37 protein-coding genes are annotated in these 23,737 nt (G+C 40.1%); 21 read left to right on the top strand and 16 right to left on the bottom strand.

What is annotated here, in order from left to right; translation table 11 throughout:
* The first annotated feature begins 115 nt into the window (after nt 1-115).
* Nucleotides 116-1,135 (top strand): site-specific integrase, encoded by a 1,020-nt coding sequence (locus FTU72_RS07580; protein WP_180052635.1) that lies wholly within the window; start codon nt 116-118, stop codon nt 1,133-1,135.
* On the opposite strand, the gene FTU72_RS07575 is transcribed toward FTU72_RS07580, so the two are convergent.
* From FTU72_RS07575 to FTU72_RS07505, 16 genes are all read right to left on the bottom strand, one after another.
* Nucleotides 1,132-1,410 (bottom strand): hypothetical protein, encoded by a 279-nt coding sequence (locus tag FTU72_RS07575; protein ID WP_034171181.1) that lies wholly within the window; start codon nt 1,408-1,410, stop codon nt 1,132-1,134. The genes FTU72_RS07580 and FTU72_RS07575 overlap by 4 nt on opposite strands.
* Nucleotides 1,410-1,772 (bottom strand): hypothetical protein, encoded by a 363-nt coding sequence (locus FTU72_RS07570; RefSeq protein ID WP_180052634.1) that lies wholly within the window; start codon nt 1,770-1,772, stop codon nt 1,410-1,412. The genes FTU72_RS07575 and FTU72_RS07570 overlap by 1 nt, the downstream gene beginning before the upstream one ends.
* Nucleotides 1,765-1,992 (bottom strand): hypothetical protein, encoded by a 228-nt coding sequence (locus FTU72_RS07565; RefSeq protein ID WP_180052633.1) that lies wholly within the window; start codon nt 1,990-1,992, stop codon nt 1,765-1,767. The genes FTU72_RS07570 and FTU72_RS07565 overlap by 8 nt, the downstream gene beginning before the upstream one ends.
* Nucleotides 1,985-2,347 (bottom strand): hypothetical protein, encoded by a 363-nt coding sequence (locus FTU72_RS07560; protein WP_180052632.1) that lies wholly within the window; start codon nt 2,345-2,347, stop codon nt 1,985-1,987. The genes FTU72_RS07565 and FTU72_RS07560 overlap by 8 nt, the downstream gene beginning before the upstream one ends.
* Nucleotides 2,347-2,631, bottom strand: coding sequence for a hypothetical protein (locus tag FTU72_RS16405; RefSeq protein WP_257220881.1), 285 nt, complete (start codon nt 2,629-2,631; stop codon nt 2,347-2,349). The genes FTU72_RS07560 and FTU72_RS16405 overlap by 1 nt, the downstream gene beginning before the upstream one ends.
* Before the next feature lie 77 nt (nt 2,632-2,708).
* Nucleotides 2,709-4,139 (bottom strand): hypothetical protein, encoded by a 1,431-nt coding sequence (locus FTU72_RS16400; protein ID WP_257220253.1) that lies wholly within the window; start codon nt 4,137-4,139, stop codon nt 2,709-2,711.
* Complete coding sequence (locus tag FTU72_RS07545) at nt 4,136-5,212, bottom strand: ATP-binding protein (protein ID WP_034171179.1); 1,077 nt, start codon at nt 5,210-5,212, stop codon at nt 4,136-4,138. Before FTU72_RS07545 ends, FTU72_RS16400 begins: the two co-directional genes overlap by 4 nt.
* A complete protein-coding gene (locus tag FTU72_RS07540; RefSeq protein WP_180052631.1) occupies nt 5,212-5,748 on the bottom strand; it encodes a hypothetical protein in 537 nt (178 codons plus the stop codon). The genes FTU72_RS07545 and FTU72_RS07540 overlap by 1 nt, the downstream gene beginning before the upstream one ends.
* Nucleotides 5,745-6,212 (bottom strand): hypothetical protein, encoded by a 468-nt coding sequence (locus tag FTU72_RS07535; protein WP_373685626.1) that lies wholly within the window; start codon nt 6,210-6,212, stop codon nt 5,745-5,747. The genes FTU72_RS07540 and FTU72_RS07535 overlap by 4 nt, the downstream gene beginning before the upstream one ends.
* Nucleotides 6,213-6,400: 188 nt before the next feature.
* A complete protein-coding gene (locus FTU72_RS07530) occupies nt 6,401-6,754 on the bottom strand; it encodes a hypothetical protein (RefSeq protein WP_005104451.1) in 354 nt (117 codons plus the stop codon).
* A gap of 205 nt (nt 6,755-6,959) precedes the next feature.
* Nucleotides 6,960-7,295, bottom strand: coding sequence for a hypothetical protein (locus tag FTU72_RS07525; RefSeq protein WP_180052630.1), 336 nt, complete (start codon nt 7,293-7,295; stop codon nt 6,960-6,962).
* 93 nt (nt 7,296-7,388) lie between these two features.
* Entirely contained in the window at nt 7,389-9,110 is a 1,722-nt protein-coding gene (locus FTU72_RS07520) for a hypothetical protein (RefSeq protein WP_180052629.1), read from the bottom strand.
* Nucleotides 9,086-9,331: an ABC-three component system middle component 6 gene (locus FTU72_RS16560; protein WP_373685625.1), complete on the bottom strand. Its 246-nt coding sequence runs from the start codon at nt 9,329-9,331 to the stop codon at nt 9,086-9,088. Before FTU72_RS16560 ends, FTU72_RS07520 begins: the two co-directional genes overlap by 25 nt.
* Complete coding sequence (locus FTU72_RS07515; RefSeq protein ID WP_180052628.1) at nt 9,318-9,893, bottom strand: ABC-three component system protein; 576 nt, start codon at nt 9,891-9,893, stop codon at nt 9,318-9,320. The genes FTU72_RS16560 and FTU72_RS07515 overlap by 14 nt, the downstream gene beginning before the upstream one ends.
* Nucleotides 9,893-10,063 carry a hypothetical protein gene (locus tag FTU72_RS07510; protein WP_180052627.1) on the bottom strand — a complete coding sequence of 57 codons (171 nt, stop codon included), beginning with the start codon at nt 10,061-10,063 and terminating at the stop codon, nt 9,893-9,895. The genes FTU72_RS07515 and FTU72_RS07510 overlap by 1 nt, the downstream gene beginning before the upstream one ends.
* Nucleotides 10,064-10,174: 111 nt before the next feature.
* Nucleotides 10,175-10,876, bottom strand: a complete 702-nt coding sequence (locus tag FTU72_RS07505; protein ID WP_180003582.1) for a LexA family transcriptional regulator — start codon at nt 10,874-10,876, stop codon at nt 10,175-10,177.
* 115 nt (nt 10,877-10,991) lie between these two features.
* On the opposite strand from FTU72_RS07505, the gene FTU72_RS07500 reads away from it, so the two are divergent.
* The 20 genes from FTU72_RS07500 (at nt 10,992) to FTU72_RS07405 (ending at nt 23,672) form a co-directional block, all read left to right on the top strand.
* Nucleotides 10,992-11,246: a YdaS family helix-turn-helix protein gene (locus tag FTU72_RS07500; RefSeq protein ID WP_180003580.1), complete on the top strand. Its 255-nt coding sequence runs from the start codon at nt 10,992-10,994 to the stop codon at nt 11,244-11,246.
* A gap of 57 nt (nt 11,247-11,303) precedes the next feature.
* Nucleotides 11,304-11,795 carry a phage regulatory CII family protein gene (locus tag FTU72_RS07495; RefSeq protein ID WP_180003578.1) on the top strand — a complete coding sequence of 164 codons (492 nt, stop codon included), beginning with the start codon at nt 11,304-11,306 and terminating at the stop codon, nt 11,793-11,795.
* 51 nt (nt 11,796-11,846) lie between these two features.
* Complete coding sequence (locus tag FTU72_RS07490; RefSeq protein WP_180052626.1) at nt 11,847-12,611, top strand: phage antirepressor KilAC domain-containing protein; 765 nt, start codon at nt 11,847-11,849, stop codon at nt 12,609-12,611.
* A 223-nt stretch (nt 12,612-12,834) separates the two neighbouring features.
* The gene (locus FTU72_RS07485; RefSeq protein ID WP_180052625.1) at nt 12,835-13,761 is read left to right on the top strand and encodes a YdaU family protein; all 927 of its coding nucleotides are present in this window, start codon (nt 12,835-12,837) and stop codon (nt 13,759-13,761) included.
* The gene (locus FTU72_RS07480; protein WP_180052624.1) at nt 13,754-14,530 is read left to right on the top strand and encodes a hypothetical protein; all 777 of its coding nucleotides are present in this window, start codon (nt 13,754-13,756) and stop codon (nt 14,528-14,530) included. Before FTU72_RS07485 ends, FTU72_RS07480 begins: the two co-directional genes overlap by 8 nt.
* 71 nt (nt 14,531-14,601) lie before the next feature.
* Nucleotides 14,602-14,814, top strand: a complete 213-nt coding sequence (locus tag FTU72_RS07475) for a hypothetical protein (RefSeq protein ID WP_180052623.1) — start codon at nt 14,602-14,604, stop codon at nt 14,812-14,814.
* Nucleotides 14,811-15,221 carry a DUF559 domain-containing protein gene (locus tag FTU72_RS07470; protein ID WP_179992496.1) on the top strand — a complete coding sequence of 137 codons (411 nt, stop codon included), beginning with the start codon at nt 14,811-14,813 and terminating at the stop codon, nt 15,219-15,221. Before FTU72_RS07475 ends, FTU72_RS07470 begins: the two co-directional genes overlap by 4 nt.
* Nucleotides 15,218-15,706: an antiterminator Q family protein gene (locus FTU72_RS07465; protein WP_180052622.1), complete on the top strand. Its 489-nt coding sequence runs from the start codon at nt 15,218-15,220 to the stop codon at nt 15,704-15,706. The genes FTU72_RS07470 and FTU72_RS07465 overlap by 4 nt, the downstream gene beginning before the upstream one ends.
* A 59-nt stretch (nt 15,707-15,765) precedes the next feature.
* Nucleotides 15,766-16,041, top strand: coding sequence for a hypothetical protein (locus FTU72_RS07460; RefSeq protein WP_257220252.1), 276 nt, complete (start codon nt 15,766-15,768; stop codon nt 16,039-16,041).
* A gap of 282 nt (nt 16,042-16,323) precedes the next feature.
* Nucleotides 16,324-16,509 (top strand): hypothetical protein, encoded by a 186-nt coding sequence (locus FTU72_RS07455; RefSeq protein ID WP_046205780.1) that lies wholly within the window; start codon nt 16,324-16,326, stop codon nt 16,507-16,509.
* 117 nt (nt 16,510-16,626) lie between these two features.
* Nucleotides 16,627-17,016 (top strand): hypothetical protein, encoded by a 390-nt coding sequence (locus tag FTU72_RS07450; RefSeq protein WP_180052621.1) that lies wholly within the window; start codon nt 16,627-16,629, stop codon nt 17,014-17,016.
* 80 nt (nt 17,017-17,096) lie between these two features.
* Entirely contained in the window at nt 17,097-17,270 is a 174-nt protein-coding gene (locus tag FTU72_RS07445; RefSeq protein WP_180052620.1) for a hypothetical protein, read from the top strand.
* Nucleotides 17,271-17,360: 90 nt separating this feature from the next.
* The gene (locus tag FTU72_RS07440; protein WP_168377685.1) at nt 17,361-17,666 is read left to right on the top strand and encodes a hypothetical protein; all 306 of its coding nucleotides are present in this window, start codon (nt 17,361-17,363) and stop codon (nt 17,664-17,666) included.
* A 39-nt stretch (nt 17,667-17,705) separates the two neighbouring features.
* A complete protein-coding gene (locus FTU72_RS07435; protein WP_180052619.1) occupies nt 17,706-18,143 on the top strand; it encodes a hypothetical protein in 438 nt (145 codons plus the stop codon).
* Nucleotides 18,103-18,744: a putative metallopeptidase gene (locus FTU72_RS07430; RefSeq protein WP_180052618.1), complete on the top strand. Its 642-nt coding sequence runs from the start codon at nt 18,103-18,105 to the stop codon at nt 18,742-18,744. Before FTU72_RS07435 ends, FTU72_RS07430 begins: the two co-directional genes overlap by 41 nt.
* Nucleotides 18,745-18,791: 47 nt before the next feature.
* Entirely contained in the window at nt 18,792-19,256 is a 465-nt protein-coding gene (locus FTU72_RS07425) for a DUF2280 domain-containing protein (RefSeq protein ID WP_005236588.1), read from the top strand.
* A complete protein-coding gene (terL, locus tag FTU72_RS07420) occupies nt 19,257-20,792 on the top strand; it encodes a phage terminase large subunit (protein ID WP_180052617.1) in 1,536 nt (511 codons plus the stop codon).
* A gap of 9 nt (nt 20,793-20,801) precedes the next feature.
* The gene (locus FTU72_RS07415; protein WP_180052616.1) at nt 20,802-22,286 is read left to right on the top strand and encodes a DUF935 family protein; all 1,485 of its coding nucleotides are present in this window, start codon (nt 20,802-20,804) and stop codon (nt 22,284-22,286) included.
* A complete protein-coding gene (locus FTU72_RS07410; RefSeq protein WP_180052615.1) occupies nt 22,286-22,489 on the top strand; it encodes a hypothetical protein in 204 nt (67 codons plus the stop codon). The genes FTU72_RS07415 and FTU72_RS07410 overlap by 1 nt, the downstream gene beginning before the upstream one ends.
* The gene (locus tag FTU72_RS07405) at nt 22,467-23,672 is read left to right on the top strand and encodes a phage minor head protein (RefSeq protein ID WP_180052614.1); all 1,206 of its coding nucleotides are present in this window, start codon (nt 22,467-22,469) and stop codon (nt 23,670-23,672) included. Before FTU72_RS07410 ends, FTU72_RS07405 begins: the two co-directional genes overlap by 23 nt.
* Nucleotides 23,673-23,737 lie beyond the last annotated feature (65 nt).

The following is a 23,737-nucleotide window of genomic DNA, read 5'->3' as shown; positions in this document are numbered from 1 at the left end:
CTTATCCCGTCACTAAACCATACCCAAAACTGCACAAAATCCCTTCTATATCCTTTCATTTTTTTACTTTACCGATAAAATGCAAAGTAATCTGCACCAAATCTGCACCAATAAAATGAAAATACCCAAACCCATCCAGCGAGGATCCAGCTGGCGCATCATTGTCACTTTTGACAAGAAAAGATATTCAGCCACCCGAGACACAGCGAAGGAATGTGAACAGTGGGCCTATAATAAATTGCTTGAACTTCGGTCTGGTAAAAAGGCAATAGAACAAGGCGAAAAGCCGGATTATCCATTTAGGGAACTTTGTGCCAGATACTATCAAGAGCATGGTCGTCACATGCGATCTGCACGGACTATTAATTTTAAAATTAAAAACCTTGACCGGATTGCACCAAATTTAGCTGACAAGTCTATTTATGATTTCAAGCCTGCTGACATTGCAGAATGGCGAAATAACCGTAAAAAAGAAGTGAAGATAGCAACACTCAGGAATGAACACGCCATTTATTCAGCCGTGTTTACCTATGCCATGAAAGAACTGTTTTTGATTGATTCTAACGTCTGGCATGCGGTCACCATGCCGAGCAAGGAAAAATCCAGAAGCCAGCGTATTACAGAAGAAGATCAAGAATTGTTGCTAAAGGCGTTAAGTTGGGATGGATCCACAACACCAGAAACATCACGCCACTATGTAGCATGGGCATTTCGATTTGCTCTGGAGACCGCCATGCGTCAGGGTGAAATACTGGCAATGCGTAGGAAGGATATTAAAGAAGGCTTTGTGCATTTACCGATGACAAAAAATGGTGAATCCAGAAACGTGCCTTTATCTGGTGAAGCCAAAAGACTGCTTTCTTTATTACCTAAAGGAACAGATAAACTTCTGCCCATTGATAAGCAGATATGCTGTGCCACATGGATGAGAGCAAAAAAAAGAGCAGGGCTTACACATATTAACTTCCATGATTCACGACATGAAGCCATCACTAGAATGGTGAAGGTGAGAAAATTACCGGTTGAAGTGCTAGCCAAAATTACAGGCCACAAAACTATCTCAATGCTGGTGAATACTTATTACAATCCAGATGCTCAGGATTTGGTAGAAATGTTTAACGACAGTGAGAGCTAATTAGCTCTCGGTCTGCCTACTTTAACTTTGGTTGTCAGCAGGTCATGGGCCAACTTTGGATTGTATAGCGCCTTGCCTTGTGTGCCTTGATTGATCGAAACTAATTTTTCTCGAATCGTGGTCACTGACAGATTGTATTTTTGAGCCAGATAAGAAGCTGAAACCAGTTCGACTTCAACCTCTTTAAGCTCCTTCACCGTTGCACCACCGATAGTCTGACCCAGCATAATTTGAGGCGGTCTTTCGGCTTCAACGGTGATGGTGTATCGAGCCATTAAGTTACCTCCTTTAAACTTTTCACTACAGATTCCGGTAAACCAAACACATCCTTAAAAGCCTTATCAAATTCACCACTAGCAATAAATTGATCGATGCAGTTTTCCGGCTTCTGATGCTGAGCGATGTAGCTGCTCAATGCCTGATATATACCGTTTGAATTTCCTTTAGTTACACCGACATGAATCTTGTCACCGATGTTCTTAACTGGAAATCCAATATTGAGATTTGAAGCGTCAATGATTTCCATAAAAGGCACGAATTCATCCTGATTAAAAATCAGATCAAATGGCATTTCTTTATGCAGCTCATCACAAACATAGTTCGCCAATTGAAGTTTGGTTAGTTGAATTTCAGTCATTGGCTTCATCCTTAATCGATTGCAATGTGTAGGCCCTAGGGAGGTATTCTTCAGCACTGTGGCCTAGGCCGAAATCCCACTCGATATCTATAGTTTCAGGCTCTACCTCAAAGTCCCCATTATTAATCTTGGTGATAGCTTCTTCGTAGCTTGATGCTCTTACACTAAAAGTCTCGCGACCGGAAACCGGTACATCAAAGTGATATATTTTTTCAGTCATTGGCTGGCTCCTGTGCTTCGATCATGGCTTGCTTCACATAAGCGTCATACAAGCTATACGGTAGAAAGGCATCACCTTCATGCTCTTTCGCAACTGCCATAACCATTGTTTTAGTTGGCTTAATTGGCATAAGAACATATCCTTCCGGCACCGCTTGGGCTTTGGCCTCCTTCCAGGCAGACCAGCTAAAAAGAAGAGCTGTGATTAATTTTCCACACTTCTTTTCAATATCAGCAGGAACATCAGTACGTTTGATGTATGCTCCAAATTCAAAGAAGGTGTATTGCGCAACATGCTCAAGGCGTTTAAAGCATTCAGACTGCTCAAATTCAGCTTTTAATTTTTCAATATCCATCACGCCACCTTCATAATCTGATTAGCTACAATCTTTGCTAAGTTCTCACTGGTTTCATTCGAAACGTTCGGGCAGCGCAGGTGCATTTCATATTCATCGAATAACACTTGGCATGCTGCATTACCTGTTAAATCATTCTTCAAAAACACATAGCTCAGGGTTTTACGTGTACCTTTTCCGGAAAATGTAGAGCTACCATCTGTCAGTTCTTTCTTCGTATAACCCAGCTTTTCTAGCCAAAGCTTGAAACCGACTTCATGTTTCTTTTTGATTTTGAAAATCATCTCAATCCCCAACATTTTTTTGATTCTGGAGCCGTGCTGAATTTGCACGACTCGGGTTTTAGAGGTATTTAGGTGGCTCACTGAGCTTCACTAGTTGCAGAAATCTGATCCAGCTGGATGCGACGCTGCTCAATAAGTTCCATTAATCTTGGCTGAATAACTTCATCACATGCTGATACATCGATCTCTAAAGCATCCAGTTCAGTCAGGTCTTCAGCTCTTTGAATACGTACAGCTAATGAAGGCTGTGCATCTGCCTTATTCAGTTCGACCAGGCGCTTATGAATTGCATCAATTAATGGTTTGCGCTGTTCTTCAGACCAAGCCTTTGTATAGCCCACTAGAGCATTTGCTTCGGCTGGGGTATTTGCTTTGCTTGCACGGTCTAATAGATCAGTAAGAAGGCTTTGGTATTCTTCATCTTGAGCCTTGTTCTGTACCAGCTTTTCAGCCTCATGCTGCAATCTTTGCAGCTCAGTGACACTTAGGTTTTCAGATGGCTGCTCTACATTAGGTTTGGGCTGGTTTAATTGATTAGCTGCCTCATTGATCTGGTTGCACAACTGTTCTTGCAGATCAATATTTAGCTTGTCATCCGCAATGATTGCGCTGCTTAAATCAGCCAGTTCATTTGTGGTGGTGCATGCCTTAATTTGATCAATGTAGGCAGTACATGCTTCATTTTGTATTGCAAATTTTTTAAGAGAATCTACTGTTACTGGTTTTTTTGAAGCAAAAAGAAGTTCACGTTTTTGTGCAATACGATTTTTGAGTTCTCTGTATTCAGTTTCAGTTAGCTTGTGCTGATTGCTATCCAGATTACGTTCAACGCCTTTTAGCTCATAATCTGAACCACATTTTTCAATAGCTTCGACAACTTTCAGAATAGCTGGATCTGTTTCATCGAGTTCAGTAGATTGATCCGCTGGAACTTCAGTAGTAACGGACGGATCTTGTACTGCAACTTCGATAGGTTGAACCACTTCTGGCTCAGGCTGTTTTTCTATATTTGCAACAGTGGTATTAGAGTCAGCCGGAGTATTTAAATTATCAGCATCATTCTTGGCTTTGCCTGAACGTTTCTTTTTGGTTTTAGGTACATTGTCAATCACTGGTGGATAACAAATAACCCGGCCAAAAAGTTCACCTAATGCTTCAAGCTGTAATACCGCATTTTCCTGATCTAGTTGGGCGAAGCCGTTACGCACACATGCAAAGTGTTCACTACACTGTCTACTGAATTTGACATGGGAAATATGGTCTGGATAGACAATATAAATGTCCTGATCTTCTACTACATCATCAAGAGTCAAAGGCTTAGCAAATGTAATGCCAGCCAGCTCCATGGTCTCAACCTTGATGCAGAACTCATAGCCTGGCATAGCAAAAATAGTGGCAGGGAATTGAGACAGATCATCAAAATCCATTAATTCACCAACAGCGCGGCACATGATATTTCGGCCAGCCATCATTGCTTCAAAAGCTTCTTTGCTATTTAAAATATTCATGCTGACCATCCTTCCATATCTGATTTCGCCTGACAGGCATTTAAAATTTGTTGTTCGTACTTTGTGCCTTTGAAGTAATCCGCAGGCCGATTTAGATCATTAACGTGACTAGCATTCTGAATATCCTTCAGTGCAGCTTGATAATCATTTTCTAGACGTGCTTCATTTTCAGCATGTAGTTGCTGTTCATTAGCCTGTTGTGCTTGTTGATTGCGCTGAATGATGGAATGAATACCAGCGCATGTTTCGTCAAACTTCTGCTGTTGGACATCATGAAGACTATTTAATCCTCGCTTAGCACAGTACTTTTCAATATCAATTCCAGCTTGTTGCATAAGTGCTTCAAGTTCTAAGAACTGATTGCCGTTGATGCATGCGTTAGCAGATCCAGAGTTCAACCACTGTTTAAGCAATACTCCAGCTTGTTCAGAAAGAAGCATGGGTTCATTAAAAATTCGGGTACGGTCTTTTGTTCTAACTGCATAGTTGTCGTGAGTTAGATCCAGAACAGTGGTGAACTCATATTCGATACCGTCACGTTGTTCGGCTTTCATTCCGACCTTTTCAACTTTCTTTTTACCGTTACCTGCATCCACCTGAACGGTATCCATCTTGCTACGCATGGTCACAATAATATTGATGCTGGATTGAAGCATTGCATCGATAAATTTGCGGTGCCTTGGGGTAACTTGGCTCCATGCGCCCCAGCTATTACCCTTGAAAGTTGTACTGGCGAGCTTGTCGACAATTTCCAAACAACCACCAACGCCAGACCACTCATGAGTAATACTGTCCAGAATCAAAGTATCAAAACCAGCTTTCTCTGCAGCCTGAATAGCATCAATAAACTTTTCAGGAGTGTAGGGAGGCTGAATATTTGCATGTTCAAACTCAACAACATCCTCATATAGCTCAGCACTACTGTTCTCGGTATCAGCAACAGCAATCTTTCCACCAATTCCCTTAGCCAAAAGAAGTGCACCTAAGGTTTTACCTGAACCAGTAGGGCCAGCCAGAGCAAGGCGTAATTTCGCGTTTTTACGTTCCGCTTTTTTAAAAAATACAGTTGACATTACACAGCTCCTGGATGACGATTTTTGCGTTTAAAGTTCTTATAGTCCTCAGACCCAAAGAAGCCGGTACTTTCTAAAACTTGATGTCGTTTATTTTTGCGCATGGCGACTCGCGCATTTTCCAAACCATCTAGAATCCACTGTGGAGCTGTAGACTTATCCATTTTCTTCAGGGAGCCGTCAGGTTGGATGGAGTAAATCAACGTATTGCAGAAATAGTCAGCAATAGTTCCTGAGCTTTTGACACGTAGGGCAAAATAGCTCGCACGAGTTTTACCCACTCGATAGATTTCAAGTCCTTCAAACGTCTTGATGTATTCAGAGAAGTAACGATGAGTTGAGCCAAACTCTACTGGCATTGGAATGACAGGTAGTTCATCTGCTTTGAATTGCAGGAAACCAGTGTAAAGATCAGCAAAATTAACTTGTGCTTGGTCATTAAGCGAGGACCAATCATCAGAGCCATATTCACACCAGTAAACCAGCTGGCCATTCAAAAGTGCTTCAAAGATTTGGTCGGCAGATTTAAGAATCATGACTGCACCTCCACCAGACGGTGTTTCATGATATAACCAGCGATCATTGCGTTGATTTCGCGGTGATCCTGATAATCAGTGAAGTCGTTATATGGATTGCCATTGGCATCGAATACCTTGATTTCACCAAGTTCTATCACTTCTACATTAGTGAACTCGGAACCTGGTACACCGTAATCGTCTGGATGTGCTGCAACTTCAAACGAAGTGATTTCTAAACGAAAGCCATCTAGATTAAGCATTGCTTCACCGCGTACGTCGTCCAGCATTTTTAAAGACACAATGCCGTATTCAGATTGAATGTTTTGAGCTGGAGCTACTTGGCTAGTGCCAAAGTCAGCATGCCAACCAAACGCTAATGCGCTTACAGTTAAGGCAGTAGCAACAAGAGTCACCTTGAAGCTATTGTGTGGAGTCAATTTTGCATTCATAATAATTTCACTCACAGTTAGGTTGTGGGTCACGCTCCAGGTAGTTGTCGTAGGCTACGCTGGGGCTTTTTGTTGTCTGTGAATGTAATTTAGTATTTACTAAATAAGCTGTCAATAGTAAATACTAAATAAATTTAGTGAAAATTAAGTCTTTGCTAATCTTTATGTTTTAATAGACAAAAGAAAACCCACACAAGGTGGGTTCTCTTAAAGCGTAAATCTTATTTTTTGTATTCAGTAATACTGATAGGTTTGTCTTTCATAAACTCTACAATACCTTCACCAGCTTTGAAGTGAATTGAAACGCCGTCATCATTGGCCAAACGCATACCACTTCCTGAAATAGCTCGTTTAAGGTGATAAACCTTGCCAGAATTATCTGTCATTTCTGCAGTTTCAAAATTATCTGAAGATTTCAATTCAACTGTAAGATCCATTGGACCAGTAAAGTTAATTACCTGAGTTTCAGCTGGAGTATTGCTCACAACTTTTTCTTGTACCACTTCGTTTTTTGGATTTGAAGTGCAGCCAGTAATCGCCAATCCTAACAATGCTGCGCCTAACAGATATTTCATTGAGACTTACCTTTCTATTTATGAATCATAGGTGTCTTTATACTAATTGTTATAATGTAGCGTTTAAAGACAAGGTTACACTTACCTTACATAAAGAAAAACCCGCGGATAGCGGGTTAGTGATGCTCTACTTTGTTATTACAGGCCAGTCATGAGAGGCCTTAAGCTCAATATAAAGATTTAATATTTCAGAAGTAAGAAAGCTTTAGCATTGAATAGCATTTATCTCTTTGTAATGATCTAAAACCACATCCATATCAGCAAGAAGTGTAGCTTCAGAGTATTCACCAGGTGATAGCTTCAACAAGTTAGTCATATAGTTTTTTTGATACTCGCGCGGATAGTCTCTGCATATAATTTTAATCCGCACATCTTGTGTCGTGAATTCTGAATTTAGTTTTTCAATATATGCACCGAGAATGTTGTCTGACTTTTCCAGGGCAGTGGTCACTGCATCCAGATCGACATCAGCAGCTTGTTGCTTTTGGCAGCCGGTAAAAGCTAAAGATAAGAGTAGGGTGATAAACGTGATGTGCTTCATAGTTATAGTTTTATTGTTATTGGACTTTGAATTATAAGCGAGTTTGGGAAAAAGAAAACCCACCGTTGGGGTGGGTTGGCTGAAGGTGGTTATTTAAAAATTAAAAAATCTACTCTCTGGAGTAAGAGTTAGTATGACTTTGCCGCTAAAGTCAGTTTGATTAAAATTTTTAAATTTATCTTCAATGATTGGTGTTATAAGTTGACCATTAGCATTAAGAACCAAATCAGCTAAAGTATTCAATTCATCAATATCAATAATTTCAATTTTATCCTGAGTAGCAAATCGAGGATAAGGTAAGTGAATATTTGGGTCTTGTATAAAAGCCATATATGCGATATCAAAGGCAGCAACTAGTGATTGCTTTTTACCACTGCCTGCATTTGATTCAAATGCTTTGACATCAAATTTATATCCAGTACCGTCTTTATCAAATGACATATACCATTTTTCATTATGTAATTTCTCAGAAAACTTAGAAAAGTATGTGTTAAATATATGAATATTAACTTTGTTAAACTTGTCTATTGAAGATGCTAGTGCGCTTGAAAGTTCTTCAATTTCAGTTTTATATTTATCAATATCAGACTGCAATATTCCCAGTTGAGTTAATAATGCTTTATCTTTAGATAAGTTAGATGACAACTTAGTAATATTTTCATTAAGTTTAGTGAATTCTGCTAAGGCACCTTGCATAGATAATTTCTCAAGGACAGCATTATATTTTTTAGTATAGTTAGCTCTTTCTAGAGTGAGATCCTCAATATTTTTGTTTAATTTACTGACCCTCCGTTGTAAATAATTTTCTTCATTTTTAAGCATGCTATTATGAAACAAAATAGTTTCTTCAAATTGCTTCTGGATCTCAATATTTAATAGCTTCGCCTCTTCGTATATGTATTTTATGTCTTGAGGGTTATCGCAAAATTTGTTTTCTTGAATTTTATTAATTCGTGAAATTAGAGTGTCTCTATCCGAGATAAGGCTCGTTAATTGTTTGTTTAAATGATTAATTGTTAATTCAATTGAATTAAGTTCATTCTCATCAATCCTATAATCCTCATTAATTTTATAAGAATCACGTAATTTCTCTTTTTCTTCAATCTCTGTCTCTAAAAGATCAATTTTTTGTTGGAGTCCTTCGGGAACAATTGCTTTTAGCGAATTATATTTTTTAGTTAAACTTTTTAATTCAATATTTAAAAGCTGCTGCTTTTCAATAGCTTCTGGATTTTTAAAGCCAAATAAGAAGAAACGAATAGTACTATATTCAACTGTAGAAACAAATGAACCCATATACTTTAAAATATTTGAAACTTCATCATCATTTCGTCTTACAAACTTTGTAATTAATTGTCTGAAAGATGGTTTATTAATATTCGTTAAAAATAAACGCAGTTGAAGAATGTTCTTAAATTCTTCGAGAGAATATTTTTTATCATCAATATAATTCAGTATCTCAATTTTCTGTGTTTTATCATCAAATGCAATTTTTCTTGATATCTTTAAATCTTGTTGTATGTATAAATTATCAAATTCTTTACTTAAAATTAATTCGAAATTAACCTGATTTTGAATAAAAAAATCTTTGACAGCCTTATTTTCTACTTTCTTATTTTCATTATCAACAAAAAATTCTTCAATTTTTCCTGCAAGGCAAAAATTAATACATCTAATTAAAGTTGTTTTTCCTAAACTATTTGAGCTACGATTTTTATCAGCCTTTCCTAAGACCAGATTAAGCCCTTTTTGAAATGTAACAGCTCTAATAAGCTCTCCAGAACTTTTAGTCAGTGTGAGCTGTCTAAGGTACATACAAGCTCTCCTTCAATTGTCGAATCTATAAAACCAATAATGTGAAGCCAATCTATTACTAACATAAATCTGTTAAAACTAATTGGATTAATATTACTAAAAATATCGTATAGCTCAGTTAAATTAATACGATCAATTTTTGCATCATTAATAAGTTTTATTAATAATGCACCTAAGTAATATAACGAAATCTCAGGACGACTTTCATTAAGGATTAACATTTTTTTGAGCCATAAACTGAGGGGAAGGTTTTTCAAAAATTTTGCATGCTGCAAAGACATAGTATACAACAAACTCTACATGAGATAAATCTTCTGGCGAAAGCGTATATTTATAATATTCCTTAAGTTCTTCTGTTATTTTTTGTTCGATTTGTTCGATAATTTGATCAGAAGAATACTGTGGAAACGTGCGCTTTACCCTGCGAAAAATAGAATTTACATATCTAAAGATTTGAGGTTTTATGCTTCCCATATCATTATCTTCGATACTTCTTAACCTCTGTTCAATGATGCACATACCATCATCATAGTTTTCTTGAAAATCATGGTATGACTTAATCTCATTGAAAATTATTTTATCAGTAATTTCATATGGTTGATTATCAGGTTTTTCTACTTTTATATCATTATTGGCAATCATAAGAGCAATATTTGTTAATAAATTGAACATAATACTCTCTTTAGGCTCTGGGACTTTATTTAGGATAATATCCCCATCACCATTGAGCACAAAATTTCCGTGGCCATCAATATTGCCAAGAATATGTTTATCGAATGACATTATTTTTTACCTATTTTATCGCCATTATGAATACGGTTACCATTTCCTGTGATGTTTCCAATTTTATGGCTACGCTTATTTACAGCGAAAATTACTCCAAAAATAACACCTATTAAACCGATAACAGCTAGAATTATTTGAACCCATTGTGCTGTTGATAACTCCATCATCTTATCTCCATGTTCTATTCAAAAAGGACTGCTTCTAGTTAGAAGTTAGTTTACATAAGCCGCATATAGCGGCTTTTATTTCCACAAAGTCACCGGTGACTTACTTTTTGATTAATACTTAAAATCTTTATGATGTTGAACAACAACACCAATGATTGAAATTTCAATTTGAGACGAGTTGTAAGTAGGGAAGTCTGGGTTTAGTGGAACCAACTCAATAATATCAACTCCATGCTCATTGACCCCAACAACACGGTATTTTTTAAATGTAGTCATTGCTACACCATGCTGAATTTCCTGAGCAACGACTAATGAACCAGGCTTTGGATCTAAGGCTGCATCTACAACAATTTCATCACCTGGCATAAATTCAGGTGCCATACTTAAGCCATCAATTTCTAACGAAAAAACAGCGTTTGGATCTTTGCCTTCGTAACTTGTATATGTTTCATCTTTTGGATGAACTCCATCGTATACAACCTCTCTCCATATGCCAGCTTGTACAAAATCTAACACCGGAATCTTCCTTAATTTCCTTCTTGATGGTCTTACATTAGAAGCTGGTGCAACCACTTCAGACTGAGTGCCGGGCATATCTCTATCTAAATATCCAGCTTCCCAGCCAACCTTTTTCTCTAAATTTCGAGCTGCGCGCTCGCCAAAACTCCCATGACCTTTCACAAGTTGAGATATGTGGCTTGGATTAAGGTCGTAATGCTCACAGAAAGCAGCATCCGAAGAAAAACCCTCAGATTTTAATTTGGCATCAATAGCCTGGCGCAAATTAGCGCGTCTTAAAGAAATTATGTCCATTTAAGTATTTCACAGGCTTTTTAGTAAAAAGTAAATTCGCAAACACTAAATGTTTATTGACTTATTAAGTGATAAAAATTAGTATTTACTAAATTAATTAGTAAAGGAGATTAAAATGTCTTCTTCTCAAACAACCGAACTAAAAAACTATCTAAGTCAATTAACTCTCAGTGAGCGAAAAGCATTCGCCAAGCGCTGCCAAACATCAATTGGTTACTTAAATCAAATTATGTATGGCAACAGCAAGTGCGGGGCTTCTCTGGCAATCAAAATTGACAAGGAAAGTAACGGTCGAGTGAGTTGCGATTTATTGTGCCCAGATGTGGATTTTGACTACATCCGAAATCAAGCTTTATCGCTCACTGCTTAAACCAATTATCAACCAGTAAGCGTTTTTAATAAACGTGAACTTAATCAAGGTGTTCACATGGATATATCCAAGGAAAGTAAAACCGCGCTACACAAGATGATTCACCAATCAAATGGGATTACACCTAAAGAGATTGCTGATGTTGTTGGTGTGTCTCATAACACGATTTTGAATTATGCAAATCCAAACATGGAAAACCATTTGCCGAGTCTAAAAGCATTTGAAGCAATGCTGACCTATACACAAAACCCGGCTTCTTTAAAAGTGTGGGCGCACAAATTAGGTTTTGCATTAATGCCGGTAGAGCAAGCGGAAGGAAAAGATCATCAACTAGGTGTTCTTGAATCACTGCTTGGTATGAATGTTGGGAATGGTGCAGCAAATAAGCAAGTTTTATCTGCTCTGGAAGATGGTGTGGTAACACCTGCTGAAATGGATGAGACAGATCGCATCCTGGAAGAAATCGAACACAAGATTCAGTCTTTGCGTAAAGCCATGAAAGGTGAGTGTGCAAAGTATTTATCAGCTCTACAAACAGAAAAAGCCTGATGGTCTAGATCAGGCTTTTCCGGTTGTTCACTAACTGACAGGAAAGTAAACATGAATATGTTAGCACAAGGAAATTTTAACATAAACGAAGTAACGATGTCATCACTTGAGATTGTTGATTTCATTAATGAATATCGCGCAAAAAGTGAAACCAATCCGGTGCAACTTCGCCATGATCACTTTATGGCAAAAGTGCCGAAGGTTTTGGGTTTAGAGGGTCTCCCAAAATTTAGGGATACCTACATTAACCAACAAAATGGACAAACCTATCCATGCTATCGCTTCCCAAAACGCGAAGCTTGCCTTATGGCAATGTCATATAGCTATGAGTTACAAGCTCAAGTCTTTGATCGTATGACTGCAATGGAAGAAGCACTTAAGGCAAAAAATAGCTTTGACATCACCAATCCAGCACATCTGCTTCAAGCAATCGAAATTCAAGCCAAGCTCAATATTGAGTTAAGTGAAAAAGTAGCGGTACTCACACCTAAGGCTGAGGCACTGGAGACCATTGCTGATACTTCTAACACTTATTGCTTACGTGAATGTGCCAAAACAATCGGCATTAAAGAATCTGAACTCATTCAGCTACTGATTAATAAGAAATGGATCTACCGTGATTCAGATCGCAAGCTCCAGCCACATGCCCAATATGTCTTGAACAAGGTTTTCACCAATCGTACATCACCAGTAATTGTTAATCGCAATGATGGCAAAGAACGAGTGTTCCTGCATATGCGTGTCACTGCATTTGGCCTGACTCGTATCACTGGCTTGGTAAACAAAGTACGTAATACAAAGCAGGTGGCGGCATGAGCGTGGAAGTCAGAATTTCTAGTATAGATCGTGATAATAAAACGGTCATCGTTGAGGCATACAACGGTAACTCCAAAATATTCAGAAGCCCAATGAAATACAAGCAAGAAACCAAAAAGAACTTTGAGTCAATCTTAAAGAGAGAACTTAAGGCTTTTAGTTCTGCTGTCTGGGGGGGGCGAGGGTTTCACATAGTTTATTTATTCAGGTTGGAGGGTGAGTAATGCATAAATATTTACACCATATTGGTGACTTCATGCGTGACACCGTGCATTTAACTGCTCTGGAAGAATGTTTTTACCGTCGAGCACTTGATTTCTATTACCTGAATGAAGGTCCTTTACCCAAAGAAACCCAGTCGGTTTTTCGTCGGTTACGTGCATTAACCGATGAGGAAAAGCAGGCAGTTTTAAATGTGTTGAATGATTTCTTTACGGAAGAAGATGATGGATTTCACAACAAGCGTTGTGACTCTGAAATTGAAGGTTATAAAGAAAATGTTCAGAAAAACCGTGAAAATGGGAAGAAAGGTGGTCGACCTCCTAAAAAAAAGGAAGATAGCAACCCAAATGAAAGCGATTCTGTTGATTCTGAAAACCCAGAAAAAACCCAGTCGGTTATTTTGGGTTGTGAAAATGAAACCCAAAAAAACCTTAACCATAAACCATTAACCAATAACCAATTTATAGATAGTAGTAGTAATACGCGCGAGCAAGATTTTCCTTTGCCACCAATTCAGTTTTCTCAATATCAACCTGAGGATCACAAACGCTATTCAGTTCTTGAATGCGTGAACGTGTATCCAATTCATTACGACTTCATTGAACTCGGAAAACAACGCAATCCTGAACTACCAGAACAGGATCTGATTTCCATGTTTACCAACTTCGGTGATTTCTTTTCAGCGAAGGCGGATAGCAAAAACACTCCAAGCCTATGGCTGGTGAAATGGTTTACCTGGATTCAAAACAACAAAGACGAAGTACGCCGTCAGCGTGAAGCTAAGTCTCAACCTCAAAAACCAAAATCTTTTTCAGGTGCAGCAAGCCGTACTCAAAACGAAGTCAGCGACTGGATGTCTGAAATTGGCAGCAATGATCAGCCAGCAATGCGTGATGTGCATGAAGTGGAGGGTGTGAAATATGCTTAACGAATTATCTCAACAACAATCTACTCACGCTGTACAGCAATTCAGTGAAACGGATGCACGTAAGCTGGTTGAAGACATGCTTCTGATGTATGGCAAGAAGTTCACGGATCAGTGGTCAGGTTTGAAAAAAAGCCAGGTGATTGAGAAGTTTGTCGAAAAGCTTTCTGAACTGACTTATGAGCAGTTCCTACGTGGTTTAAAACGTCTGGATACAGCTGAATGGCCACCATCGATTCCTGAGTTCAAAAACTGGTGCAAAGGTGTGTATGAATATCAGACTCCGGATGAAGCATGGTTACAGGCATTGAACTATGAGAAATCAAACCGTGTTTGTCGCATCAATCGTATTGCCCGGGAAGCATTCTATGCCGTGGTTGGTCCATATGGCAGCTTAAAGCCTACCGATACTGTGCATAACGTGTATTGCAGTGTGTATAAGCGACTGATCGCAGAAGCCAAAGAGCGTGGTGAGCCTGATGAGAAGCTGAAAGCGGTTAAACAGCTGTCTGAACCAAAGCAGCCTGATGAGATAGATCATCAACCTGTTCCAAACGAAGTAGCTCAGCAAGCGCTTGAAGAACTTAAAAAGCGCATGAATGTAAAAAACCGTCATGTGCCAGTACCACAGCGTCTACAGGTTAAGCCAACTCCAATAGCTGATCCATGGCCAGATCCTTTTGAAAATCCTGAGTCGTACTTGGAGAAGTGTGAAGTGGATGGGGTGAAGGTGCCTAAGGTTATTCGTGAGCAGTTGGGAGGTGGGGTGTGAAAGACCAAAACGATAATAAAACCGTGGATTGGGTGAACGTAAGCCGGTCTAGATCATGTTTTGAAAAGAGAATGGATATCCTGGTCTATTCAGCTTATGCAACCAAGGATGTGACTGTAAGCAACATTATTGAGAATGTACTGAACAGCACAAGGGACACCATTCGGGCTTGCTTAAAAGACTTGGTAGATAGTGGTTATTTGGAAAAGACATCGGTCTGGACTTATAGACCAACTGAAAAGACCAAACAGTTATTTGGGGTGCATGGTAAGGGTAATACATGACCAGCTACTCAATCGCTGAATACAAAAAAATGGTGAAAGCCACCAGACCGAAAGGGCGCTCCACACGCCCTAAGGTCAAAGGCGAAAAAGTACCGAATGAGTTTGAAGCGAAGCTGGCTAGAGAACTAAAGACATTAAAAATTAAGTTTGAGCAGGAGTTTTATTTTCATCCTGATCGTCAGTGGAGAGCAGATTTTCACTTAATAGATAAAAAGATTTTGGTAGAGGTTGAAGGCGGGATCTGGAGCGGAGGAAGGCACACAAGGGGTAAAGGCTACCTTGGGGATATGGAAAAGTATAACGCAGCAACAATGATGGGTTTTCAGGTAATACGGTTTAGTACAGATCAAGTGAAGTCAGGTCACGCGATCCAGCAGATAGAGAAGATGGTAGGGGAAATACGATGAATGCAGCAGTAACGATTATGCAGGCAATGGATTGGACTAAGTTTAGTGCTGAGGATTGGTTTCGTCAGTTTGGGGCTTGGATGAATGGGGATACTGAAACCATGGTGGTCATGGTGAAAACTATGCCTACTCGACGAATTACCCAGGAACAGCGTGAACGTCTTCTAGCAATGTACATGAGTGATAAAACGCTTAAGGATCGTTTATGCACTCAGCGCCGTGGCATTCGCTGTCAGATTGATGACAATGAAGCGCGTGCAATTCAGCGAGTGATTATTGAATTAAAAACTATTGAAGATGAGATTGTTCAGGAATGGGTATCAACATTGTGGTCTCATTATGTAATGGGTAATTCATTGCGTGATATCGCTGAAAGCAACGATACCTCTGTACTCCATATCCGCCAAGACCTGAAGTGTGGACTGGCATTTGTGAAGTGTCGCTATCCTCACTTAACTTTTGATATGTTTAAAAAAACCGTTTGACTGTGCGCACGGGGTATGCGATATTCGTGATATAGTGATCGAAGTGTAAGTAATTCACTTTGACTGACAAAGAAGCTCGCCAAATGGTGGGCTTTTTTATCCAAAGATCATTTAGGTCTGTGGTATGTCTGGGTGGTTCAAATCCACTAATCGCATTCGGTTTAGTCGCCTTTGTTTCGGCTTATTTGTTGTCTTGGTTTACGAACTTTACAACTGTTTCATTTGGTCAGAAGGAGGTTACTATGGAAAAACAATTGCTTATACCTATTTTGATGTTTTTTAATGGTGTGGCGACTAATTTGTTTAGTGCGCAGCTTGGTGTAGGACAGACCTAAGTGATTTTTTGAGAAGCTCATCGAAAGGTGGGCTTTTTTTGTGCCCGATTAAGGAGAAAAGGAATGCTCCGCTTTATACGCCAAATATTCTGCTTCCACTGCTGGGAGTTTGAGAATGAGGTATTCAGGGTGAAAGAATGCAGGAAGTGTGGGAAATGCCAATCAGATAGCTAAAAAGTATATTTACCGAATAGACTTCTCGGTCTATTCCATTTATGCGATTTTTGATGTAAAAATGCCGGTTCAAATTTGCAGAAAGCAAATTTTCTCCTGGTGAAGCAAATGAAAGAAAATTTAGGCGTAGTTATTTTTTATGCGTTATGTATTCTTGGAGTTATCCTTGAATTGGTGGGGTTATTGAATATTGATGTAATGTTTCTGGTGATTGGGGTTGCATTTTTAATTAGTGCGTTTCTCATAAAGTCGGAATTCAAGCTATATGTCACTTTCTGGAAAGAAATCGAATAGCGTTATTTAAGTTTGGTAAGAATAAGAAGCCGCATTGACTAAAGTTAGTGCGGTTTTTTTATGAAATGTGAGAGTGCGTGAGTGCTCTTTTTTGTTGTCTAAAAAAGTGAGCTAACAATGAAAACTAAAATATTAGCAGTTGGTCTAATGTGTGCAATGGCAATGGTGGGTTGTTCTCGTGATGCTCAAGTTGCTTCACGAAATCTATCATATGCAGCTGATAACTTTCAGTTGGATCGACGAATTGTTTTTTATAATGGCGTTGCTGGTGATTATGTTCTTACTATTGAAGGCAAGTGTGCTTTTGAAGCTGTGAGCGAACGGAAGGTTGATGTGACCTGTAAGACCAGTGATACGGAATTCAAAAAGCATTCACTAGGTATTTCTGACAATGTTACTTATTTTTCTGAGCAGTTGAATAGTAAGGGTGTTAGTACCTACCAGTACAAAGTTGATTTCAGACCAAGCGTTATCATTCCTGATGTGGATCTGAAGTTACCTAAATAATTCGCCGAACGTATTACGGCAATCAAAGCCCCTCGCATTCTAGATGTTGAGGGGTTTTTCTTTTCTTATTGGTGGTACCCATGACAGACAAAGTACAAGCTAAACAAGACTTAGAATTTTGCAGTGCTGAGCTGTCTAAGTATCAAAATCTCAGTCGATCCGGCCTGACACGCAATGAGCTGCTGGCAATTGATGGAATCATGATTAAGTTGAAGGAGCGTATTAAGAATTTGCGTGTGGCTTTGTATGTTTGAATACACCAATTAACTTGATACTTTCGCTTGAAAAAATAGACAGATATCCATATATAACCTAAATAACTAATAATATTTTTGAGGGGTTATATGGGTTGGATTAAAGATAGGCTTTGGCGTCTTGGTGATGCATTTGAAGAATTTCCAAGAGTGTTGTGGCTCTCCATATTTTATTTTGTGATTGCAATGGTTGTGATGTTGGGTTTTTTCCCAGTTTTACATTCAATTGCAGCTTTTAATTTAATGGGGACAACGCCGTTTTATAGCTTAATAGCGGAAAATTATAATTTCTTGAGATGGGGATTCCTCGTGCTACCAGCTTTAATCTTGTTATGGGGTTGGGCGGATGCAGAGGATCTTTATCTAAGATTAAAAGAACGCAAATATCGATATTAAGAAAGCCTCCTCCGGGAGGTTTTTTATTAGGTACAGTTTATGGACATAGATGACTATTTCTGGAAAACCAAGAAGCGTCCAATTAAAACCAAACCCCGCAATAAGCCACTACCGAAAGCTAAAGAAAAGTATTTAGAAGCAGAAGAAACCCTATTCCAAGAATTAGAAGAATATCGAATTGGTTGTTGTCGGAAGTTTCAATTTGAATCAACCAAGAATTGGCGCTTTGATTTTTATATTGTGAAGTTGAATCTTCTTATTGAGATCGCCGGTAGCCCGTGGTCTGTTGGTCGTGGTGGGAAAAAGATAGCGAATTCATTTAATAAGTATGATCTTGCTGAAGATCAAGGTTATACATTTGTGCGTCTTGAGCCCCATCAAATTGAATCAAGTTATGCAATCAACTGGATTCGAAGTCAGTTAGAGAGATTAGAAGATGGAACAGTTCAGACCATTCCCACCGACAGATCTGATTGATCAGGCCGAGGAAGAGGAAGCCATTCGCTTGGCACCTGCACCAGAGCTTAAAGAATGGGTCGTTCAAAATTGGCTCACTTTAGGTGGTGAATTGCACAACCCAGATCATGATCATATTGCTGAACTACTTCACGACAATGATGAGTTCCTTGCATTTGCCTGGGCTTCATCTGCCGCTCTAGCGAAAAAACGTATGGTATTAGGCCAGTGTGAAAAGGTCATGTTTAACGTGGGTGGCTGGAAGAAAGCACGCCAAGAACAACAGATGCGAGACTGGTTTAGTTTCGTACCTCAATATCTGATTACCGTTGACGCTACTTATTGTGAACAAGCTACAGATCGAGACTTCTGCCGGTTGATTGAGCATGAGCTTTATCACATCGGTGTAGAGCGTGATGAAGATGGCGAAATCATTTATAGCGATGTAACTGGGCTGCCTAAGCACTACTTAGCTGGCCATGACGTGGAAGTGTTCTTTGGTGAGACTAAACGATGGGGAGCTGATGATTCAGTGAAACGTCTCGTTGAAATTGCCAAGAATGCGCCGTTTGTATCTGAAACAAGTATTGCTGCGTGTTGTGGAAACTGTGTCATCGGTTAAATTTTTTTGCCTACTTTGCATGACGTAGCATGACAAAAGGGGGATTTATGGCAGCACTTAAAGAGCCTGTAAAAATATTTATTGTTCAAGCTCTTGCATGCCGTGATACCCCTCAAGAAGTTGCGGAGTTGGTCAAGCAAGAGTTCAACATCGAAATCGATCGTCGTCAGTGTGAAAACTATGATCCGACTAAATACGCGGGTCGCAATCTCGGGAAAAAACTTGCAGATCTATTCAACCAGACTCGTAAGAAATTTGATGAAGGTTTGATAGATATTCCAATTGCCAGTAAGTATTACCGGCTTAAGCAATATCAGAAGCAACTTGAAAAAACCAAGAATGCAAAATTAGCACTCAAGATTCTTGAGCAGGCTGCTAAAGATGTAGGTGGTCAATTCACTAACCGACAAGAAATTACCGGTAAGGACGGCGAAGCATTACAGACCACCGTTGTTCATGCTACTCAAGAACAGGTCGAAGCTGCTGTAAAGAAGGCCCAAGAGGAATACTAAATGGATCTGCAAACACAGGTTGAAAAGAAGCTGTGTGAAGATGAGCATTTATATTTCACCCGGCGTTTTTTCAAGCCCCGGATGGGCTTTAAATTTACGGTGAATTGGCACCATGTTTATATCTCTTGGATCATTGATCAGGTGATAGCTGGTGAGATTGCGAACGTGGTCATCAACGTTCCACCAGGCGCGGGTAAAACTGAACTGACAACTAATTTAATCCCGCGAGGTTTGGCTCTAAATGCTCGATCACGGTTTTTGTATTTGTCCTTCTCTCAGTCACTGGTCGAAGGCGTATCAGATACGGCGCGTGACATTGTGAAGTCGAAAGACTATCGATTGATGTGGGATTTAACGGTCTCCAATAGTACTGACTCCAAAAAGGAATGGAAGATTACAGTTGAGGACTACGATGTTGGCCATGTGTATGTGGCCTCTATGGGTGGACAGGTAACAGGACGGCGCGCAGGAACACTGGCTGATGATGGCTTTACAGGCTGTATCATTATCGATGACCCATTAAAGCCAGAAGATGCTTTCAGTAAGATCAAGCGAGATGCCGCCAATCGCAAGTTACTTAATACGGTGAACTCACGTAAGGCCAAGTCTGATACACCCATCATCATGATCATGCAGCGCCTGCATACTGAGGATCCAACCAATTTCGTCATGACAGGCAATTTACCTGGTGAGTGGACTCAGATATCCATTCCGGCTTTGATTGATGATAAGTACATTGAAACACTGCCAAAGCATATTCAAAAGCTGGTACCGCGAGATGCAGAGCGTGATGAGCAGGGTCGCCAAAGTTACTGGACAAAGAAAGAATCACTTCAATCCTTATTACAGCTTGAAAAGGGTGGTAAGGATAAAGAAGGTGCCACGGTATCCCGTTATACATTCTCTAGTCAGTACATGCAGCAGCCTAAGAAATTAGGCGGTGACCTGATTAAATCTGAATGGTTCGGATTCTATAAAGATATTCCAGAGCTTCAGTGGCGCGCCGTCCTTGTCGATACCGCTCAAAAGACCAAAGAGCACAATGACTATTCCGTATTCCTACTTGTAGGCATGGGGATCGATGGAAAGCTGTACTTGCTAGATCTCTTGCGCGGTAAGTGGGAAGCACCAGAATTGAATCGTCAGGCTAAAGCCTTTCTGGATAAGCACAAGGAATACACCTGGCATACCAAACCTATCCGCTACATGAAAGTAGAAGATAAGGCATCTGGTACTCAGTTGATCCAAACACTCGGCACTTACTCTGGTGTCGCTGTGATTCCAGTCCAACGTAATACAGACAAGCTATCCCGTTTCATGGATGTGCAGGTCCATCTCGAAGCAAACTATAAGGATAAACCGGAAGATCGTTTTGTGATGGTACCTAAAGATGCTCATTGGGTTGGTGAATTCTTTGAAGAGTGTGAAGCATTCAATGCGGCATTTACCCATGATCATGATGACCAAGTAGATACGCTGATTGATGCGATTGAAGATGCAGTAATTGCGATTAATTACAGCCCTCCGGCTGCATAAGGTTGAGTTATGTCTAAGAAAAGGAAAAAGCCTGAGAATGCAAAACCTGAAGCTGGTGCACTGTATTCTCATGAGGCTGAACAGGCTTTAATCAGTTATCTGACCAAAATGCCAGACGGCGATGAAGTACTTCGAAAAGCCGGGGTCACACGTCCACGATTGAAAGTCATGATGTATGACGATGAGATTTATCAGGCCATTGAGAAACGCCAGGATAAACTTGAGAGTGCATCATGGCGTGTAGAGCCGATGGACCGACCGGAATCTAAAATCATTATGGAGCATTTACGTGAGTGGTGGTCTGAGATTCTCTTGGGTGCGCAGAATGCTCGCTGGTACGGATATTCTGTATTAGAGGCAATCTATACCAAGCCTGAGGAACCGAGCCTACATATTGACGGCGATACTATTACACCGTTTATTGGTTTTAAGTGGATTGGTGAAAAGCCAATGCAATGGTATGAGCCTAAGAATGATGGTCGTCTGATTTTGCTGGCCAACTACAACACAACTCGACAGGATCAGGAAGTAGACCAGCGCTTCAAGCACTTTTTGACACGTTGTAAATCTACTTATGAGAATCCATTAGGTGAGGCTCTTTTAAGTCGACTGTACTGGGTCTGGTTCTTCAAAACGTCTGGCTTTAAGTTCTGGGCCAAGTTCGTTGAAAAGTTTGGCTTACCAATGCTGGTTGGTAAAACTGCCGGCAAGACGACAGATATGCGTGATGCACTACTTAGAGCGCATGCCAGTTCGGTAATTGCTTTAAGCGGTACAGATTCGGTAGAGATCCAGACAGCCAATACCAATGGCAACGCATCACAGACATTCGAAACTTTTGACAAGAACCTTGAGCGCCGTATTCAAAAGGTGATTCTGGGTCAGACTTTAACCAGTGGTACAGATGGTGCGGGCTCTCGTGCTTTGGGTGATGTGCATCTTGAAGTGCAAAACTCAAAGTATAAAGCCGATGTCCGGATGATCATGCCAACGATACAAGCCATTATTAACGCGCTATGTGATATCAATGGCTGGGAACGCCACCGGGTCATCATTGGTGAAGAGAAATCACTGGAAGAGCCTAAAGCGGATCGTGATGTGAAGTTAAAGAATGCCGGTGCAGTCTTAACGCCACAATACTTTAAGCGTGAATATGGTTTGGAAGATGGTGATGTGATTGAACAGCCTCAAACTGCCTTCAATCAATTCACTGCATTGCCTAAGACGGCGTTTAACTTCAAGGCACAAGCAAACAAGTTATCACCAGAACAGCAAGAAGTTGAAGAACTGACTGATGGCCAAGATGAATTTCAGTTACTGAAACCAGATCAGGTCAAGGAATTAATATTCAAGTCTGATAGCCCTGAAAGTCTGGCTTACAACCTGATGCAATTAATACCTGGTGCAACTCAGACACAGTTCACAGCTAATCTGGATCAGGCTTTGTATGCTGCAGATGTGTTGGGGTATGTGACTGCAAGTGGGGGCAAGTGATGGCAGATATTCAGGCGTTATATGATGAGTTTGAGGAGTTTTGCACCAAATATTGTGGACTGGCTTTCGATGAATTCTCAATATATCAGCGTAAGAAATTAGGCCGTTACTTTGATGTTCGTGATGAATATTTCAAGCTTTGGCTGAATGCAAAGCGTGTTTACAACAAGGATGCCACCAATGCAACCAGTCACATTCCTTGAAGCATTAGAATACGCTCACAGTAAAAAGATTGTACTGCCAGATGAGTTTTATTCAATGGATCTAAAGACCCGGCATATGGCAACTACGGTTAGCTTTCTATCGAGTCTTGAGCAGATTGAAACGGTCATCAAGGCGGTGAATAAATCGATTGCCGACGGCGGTACTTTTAAAGATTTCCAGAAGCTCATTGAAGAATCTGAAATTATTCTGCCAAAGCACTACCTGGATAATGTATTTCGTACCAATATTCAAAGTGCTTACGGTCATGGTCGGTGGCAACAACAGCAAAGGAACAAAGCTAAACGATCATATCTGATGTATTCGGCGATCAATGATAGTCGAGTGCGTCCAAGTCATTTAGCCTTGAATCGGATTGTTCGCCCGATTGATGATCCATTCTGGCTGACACATTACCCGCCGTTGGGCTTTCGTTGTCGCTGTACTGTAGTTGCTCTGACTGAGAAGCAGGCATTGAAATACGGCATTACACCTGACGATAAGCTACCAGAGGTTGCTGAAGCTTTGGATTGGTCATCACATCCATTGCAGTTTGGTGAACTTGAATCACTAGTGGATAAGAAAATCATTGCATCATCTTTGGATAAGGAATATCTACTCGAGCAGAAGGAGCTCATAAGAGCTGAATGGACGGCGAGTAAAAAGCTCACCAGCCTATTTACTTCGATGGATGATAAGGCTCGGGAGCTATTCGACACAGTGGCCAATACCGTTATTCCACTTGATCCGAGCATCCGACCAAGTGCGATTCGGACTTTCCTGGACTATGTGCAGGGAAATGATGCTGCACTGACTGGCTATTTAAAATCTGCCACAAGCTCTCTGGCCGATGATGTGCTTAAGCGCTGGCTGAGTACCGACATGGCAGCTATTCAAGCTGTGGCGAGCAATGCGGCTTCAACCGTGCTAGGGGCTGCGACTCTTAATCAAGTAGCGGCTTATCAGGTAGGGCAAACAGTTCAATTGAATGCGCCGTTACTGATGGCTGACACAGCTTCAGATATCGTGATTAAGATCGAGAATGCTAGAGGCTTGGGTATTGATCTGGATATGTTGAATGCTGGTAACGGTGTTCTCATGCCGATAGGGTTATCTTTTGAGGTTGTTTCGATTGAGACGGTTGAAGGGCAAATGGTTTATACATTGAAAATTTTGAGTAATTGAGTTATTAATTGTCAGTTAAGTCCAAATAATTAATAACATATCAATAAATATTTAAGGGGAATCAT

This window comes from Acinetobacter sp. YH12137, from assembly GCF_013418535.1.
Lineage (GTDB): Bacteria > Pseudomonadota > Gammaproteobacteria > Pseudomonadales > Moraxellaceae > Acinetobacter.
The sequence above is the reverse complement of the archived record's forward strand: the minus strand, read 5'-3'. Positions and strand labels throughout refer to the sequence as shown.

Bases quoted from the DNA above. Each gene is read 5' to 3' on its own strand.
- FTU72_RS07580 (WP_180052635.1), top strand. From the start codon at position 116: ATGAAAATACCCAAACCCATCCAGCGAGGATCCAGCTGGCGCATCATT.
- FTU72_RS07575 (WP_034171181.1), bottom strand. From the start codon at position 1,410: ATGGCTCGATACACCATCACCGTTGAAGCCGAAAGACCGCCTCAAATT.
- FTU72_RS07570 (WP_180052634.1), bottom strand. From the start codon at position 1,772: ATGACTGAAATTCAACTAACCAAACTTCAATTGGCGAACTATGTTTGT.
- FTU72_RS07565 (WP_180052633.1), bottom strand. From the start codon at position 1,992: ATGACTGAAAAAATATATCACTTTGATGTACCGGTTTCCGGTCGCGAG.
- FTU72_RS07560 (WP_180052632.1), bottom strand. From the start codon at position 2,347: ATGGATATTGAAAAATTAAAAGCTGAATTTGAGCAGTCTGAATGCTTT.
- FTU72_RS16405 (WP_257220881.1), bottom strand. From the start codon at position 2,631: ATGATTTTCAAAATCAAAAAGAAACATGAAGTCGGTTTCAAGCTTTGG.
- FTU72_RS16400 (WP_257220253.1), bottom strand. From the start codon at position 4,139: ATGAATATTTTAAATAGCAAAGAAGCTTTTGAAGCAATGATGGCTGGC.
- FTU72_RS07545 (WP_034171179.1), bottom strand. From the start codon at position 5,212: ATGTCAACTGTATTTTTTAAAAAAGCGGAACGTAAAAACGCGAAATTA.
- FTU72_RS07540 (WP_180052631.1), bottom strand. From the start codon at position 5,748: ATGATTCTTAAATCTGCCGACCAAATCTTTGAAGCACTTTTGAATGGC.
- FTU72_RS07530 (WP_005104451.1), bottom strand. From the start codon at position 6,754: ATGAAATATCTGTTAGGCGCAGCATTGTTAGGATTGGCGATTACTGGC.
- FTU72_RS07525 (WP_180052630.1), bottom strand. From the start codon at position 7,295: ATGAAGCACATCACGTTTATCACCCTACTCTTATCTTTAGCTTTTACC.
- FTU72_RS07520 (WP_180052629.1), bottom strand. From the start codon at position 9,110: ATGTACCTTAGACAGCTCACACTGACTAAAAGTTCTGGAGAGCTTATT.
- FTU72_RS16560 (WP_373685625.1), bottom strand. From the start codon at position 9,331: ATGTTAATCCTTAATGAAAGTCGTCCTGAGATTTCGTTATATTACTTA.
- FTU72_RS07515 (WP_180052628.1), bottom strand. From the start codon at position 9,893: ATGTCATTCGATAAACATATTCTTGGCAATATTGATGGCCACGGAAAT.
- FTU72_RS07510 (WP_180052627.1), bottom strand. From the start codon at position 10,063: ATGATGGAGTTATCAACAGCACAATGGGTTCAAATAATTCTAGCTGTT.
- FTU72_RS07505 (WP_180003582.1), bottom strand. From the start codon at position 10,876: ATGGACATAATTTCTTTAAGACGCGCTAATTTGCGCCAGGCTATTGAT.
- FTU72_RS07500 (WP_180003580.1), top strand. From the start codon at position 10,992: ATGTCTTCTTCTCAAACAACCGAACTAAAAAACTATCTAAGTCAATTA.
- FTU72_RS07495 (WP_180003578.1), top strand. From the start codon at position 11,304: ATGGATATATCCAAGGAAAGTAAAACCGCGCTACACAAGATGATTCAC.
- FTU72_RS07490 (WP_180052626.1), top strand. From the start codon at position 11,847: ATGAATATGTTAGCACAAGGAAATTTTAACATAAACGAAGTAACGATG.
- FTU72_RS07485 (WP_180052625.1), top strand. From the start codon at position 12,835: ATGCATAAATATTTACACCATATTGGTGACTTCATGCGTGACACCGTG.
- FTU72_RS07480 (WP_180052624.1), top strand. From the start codon at position 13,754: ATGCTTAACGAATTATCTCAACAACAATCTACTCACGCTGTACAGCAA.
- FTU72_RS07475 (WP_180052623.1), top strand. From the start codon at position 14,602: ATGGATATCCTGGTCTATTCAGCTTATGCAACCAAGGATGTGACTGTA.
- FTU72_RS07470 (WP_179992496.1), top strand. From the start codon at position 14,811: ATGACCAGCTACTCAATCGCTGAATACAAAAAAATGGTGAAAGCCACC.
- FTU72_RS07465 (WP_180052622.1), top strand. From the start codon at position 15,218: ATGAATGCAGCAGTAACGATTATGCAGGCAATGGATTGGACTAAGTTT.
- FTU72_RS07455 (WP_046205780.1), top strand. From the start codon at position 16,324: ATGAAAGAAAATTTAGGCGTAGTTATTTTTTATGCGTTATGTATTCTT.
- FTU72_RS07450 (WP_180052621.1), top strand. From the start codon at position 16,627: ATGAAAACTAAAATATTAGCAGTTGGTCTAATGTGTGCAATGGCAATG.
- FTU72_RS07445 (WP_180052620.1), top strand. From the start codon at position 17,097: ATGACAGACAAAGTACAAGCTAAACAAGACTTAGAATTTTGCAGTGCT.
- FTU72_RS07440 (WP_168377685.1), top strand. From the start codon at position 17,361: ATGGGTTGGATTAAAGATAGGCTTTGGCGTCTTGGTGATGCATTTGAA.
- FTU72_RS07435 (WP_180052619.1), top strand. From the start codon at position 17,706: ATGGACATAGATGACTATTTCTGGAAAACCAAGAAGCGTCCAATTAAA.
- FTU72_RS07430 (WP_180052618.1), top strand. From the start codon at position 18,103: ATGGAACAGTTCAGACCATTCCCACCGACAGATCTGATTGATCAGGCC.
- FTU72_RS07425 (WP_005236588.1), top strand. From the start codon at position 18,792: ATGGCAGCACTTAAAGAGCCTGTAAAAATATTTATTGTTCAAGCTCTT.
- terL (WP_180052617.1), top strand. From the start codon at position 19,257: ATGGATCTGCAAACACAGGTTGAAAAGAAGCTGTGTGAAGATGAGCAT.
- FTU72_RS07415 (WP_180052616.1), top strand. From the start codon at position 20,802: ATGTCTAAGAAAAGGAAAAAGCCTGAGAATGCAAAACCTGAAGCTGGT.
- FTU72_RS07410 (WP_180052615.1), top strand. From the start codon at position 22,286: ATGGCAGATATTCAGGCGTTATATGATGAGTTTGAGGAGTTTTGCACC.
- FTU72_RS07405 (WP_180052614.1), top strand. From the start codon at position 22,467: ATGCAACCAGTCACATTCCTTGAAGCATTAGAATACGCTCACAGTAAA.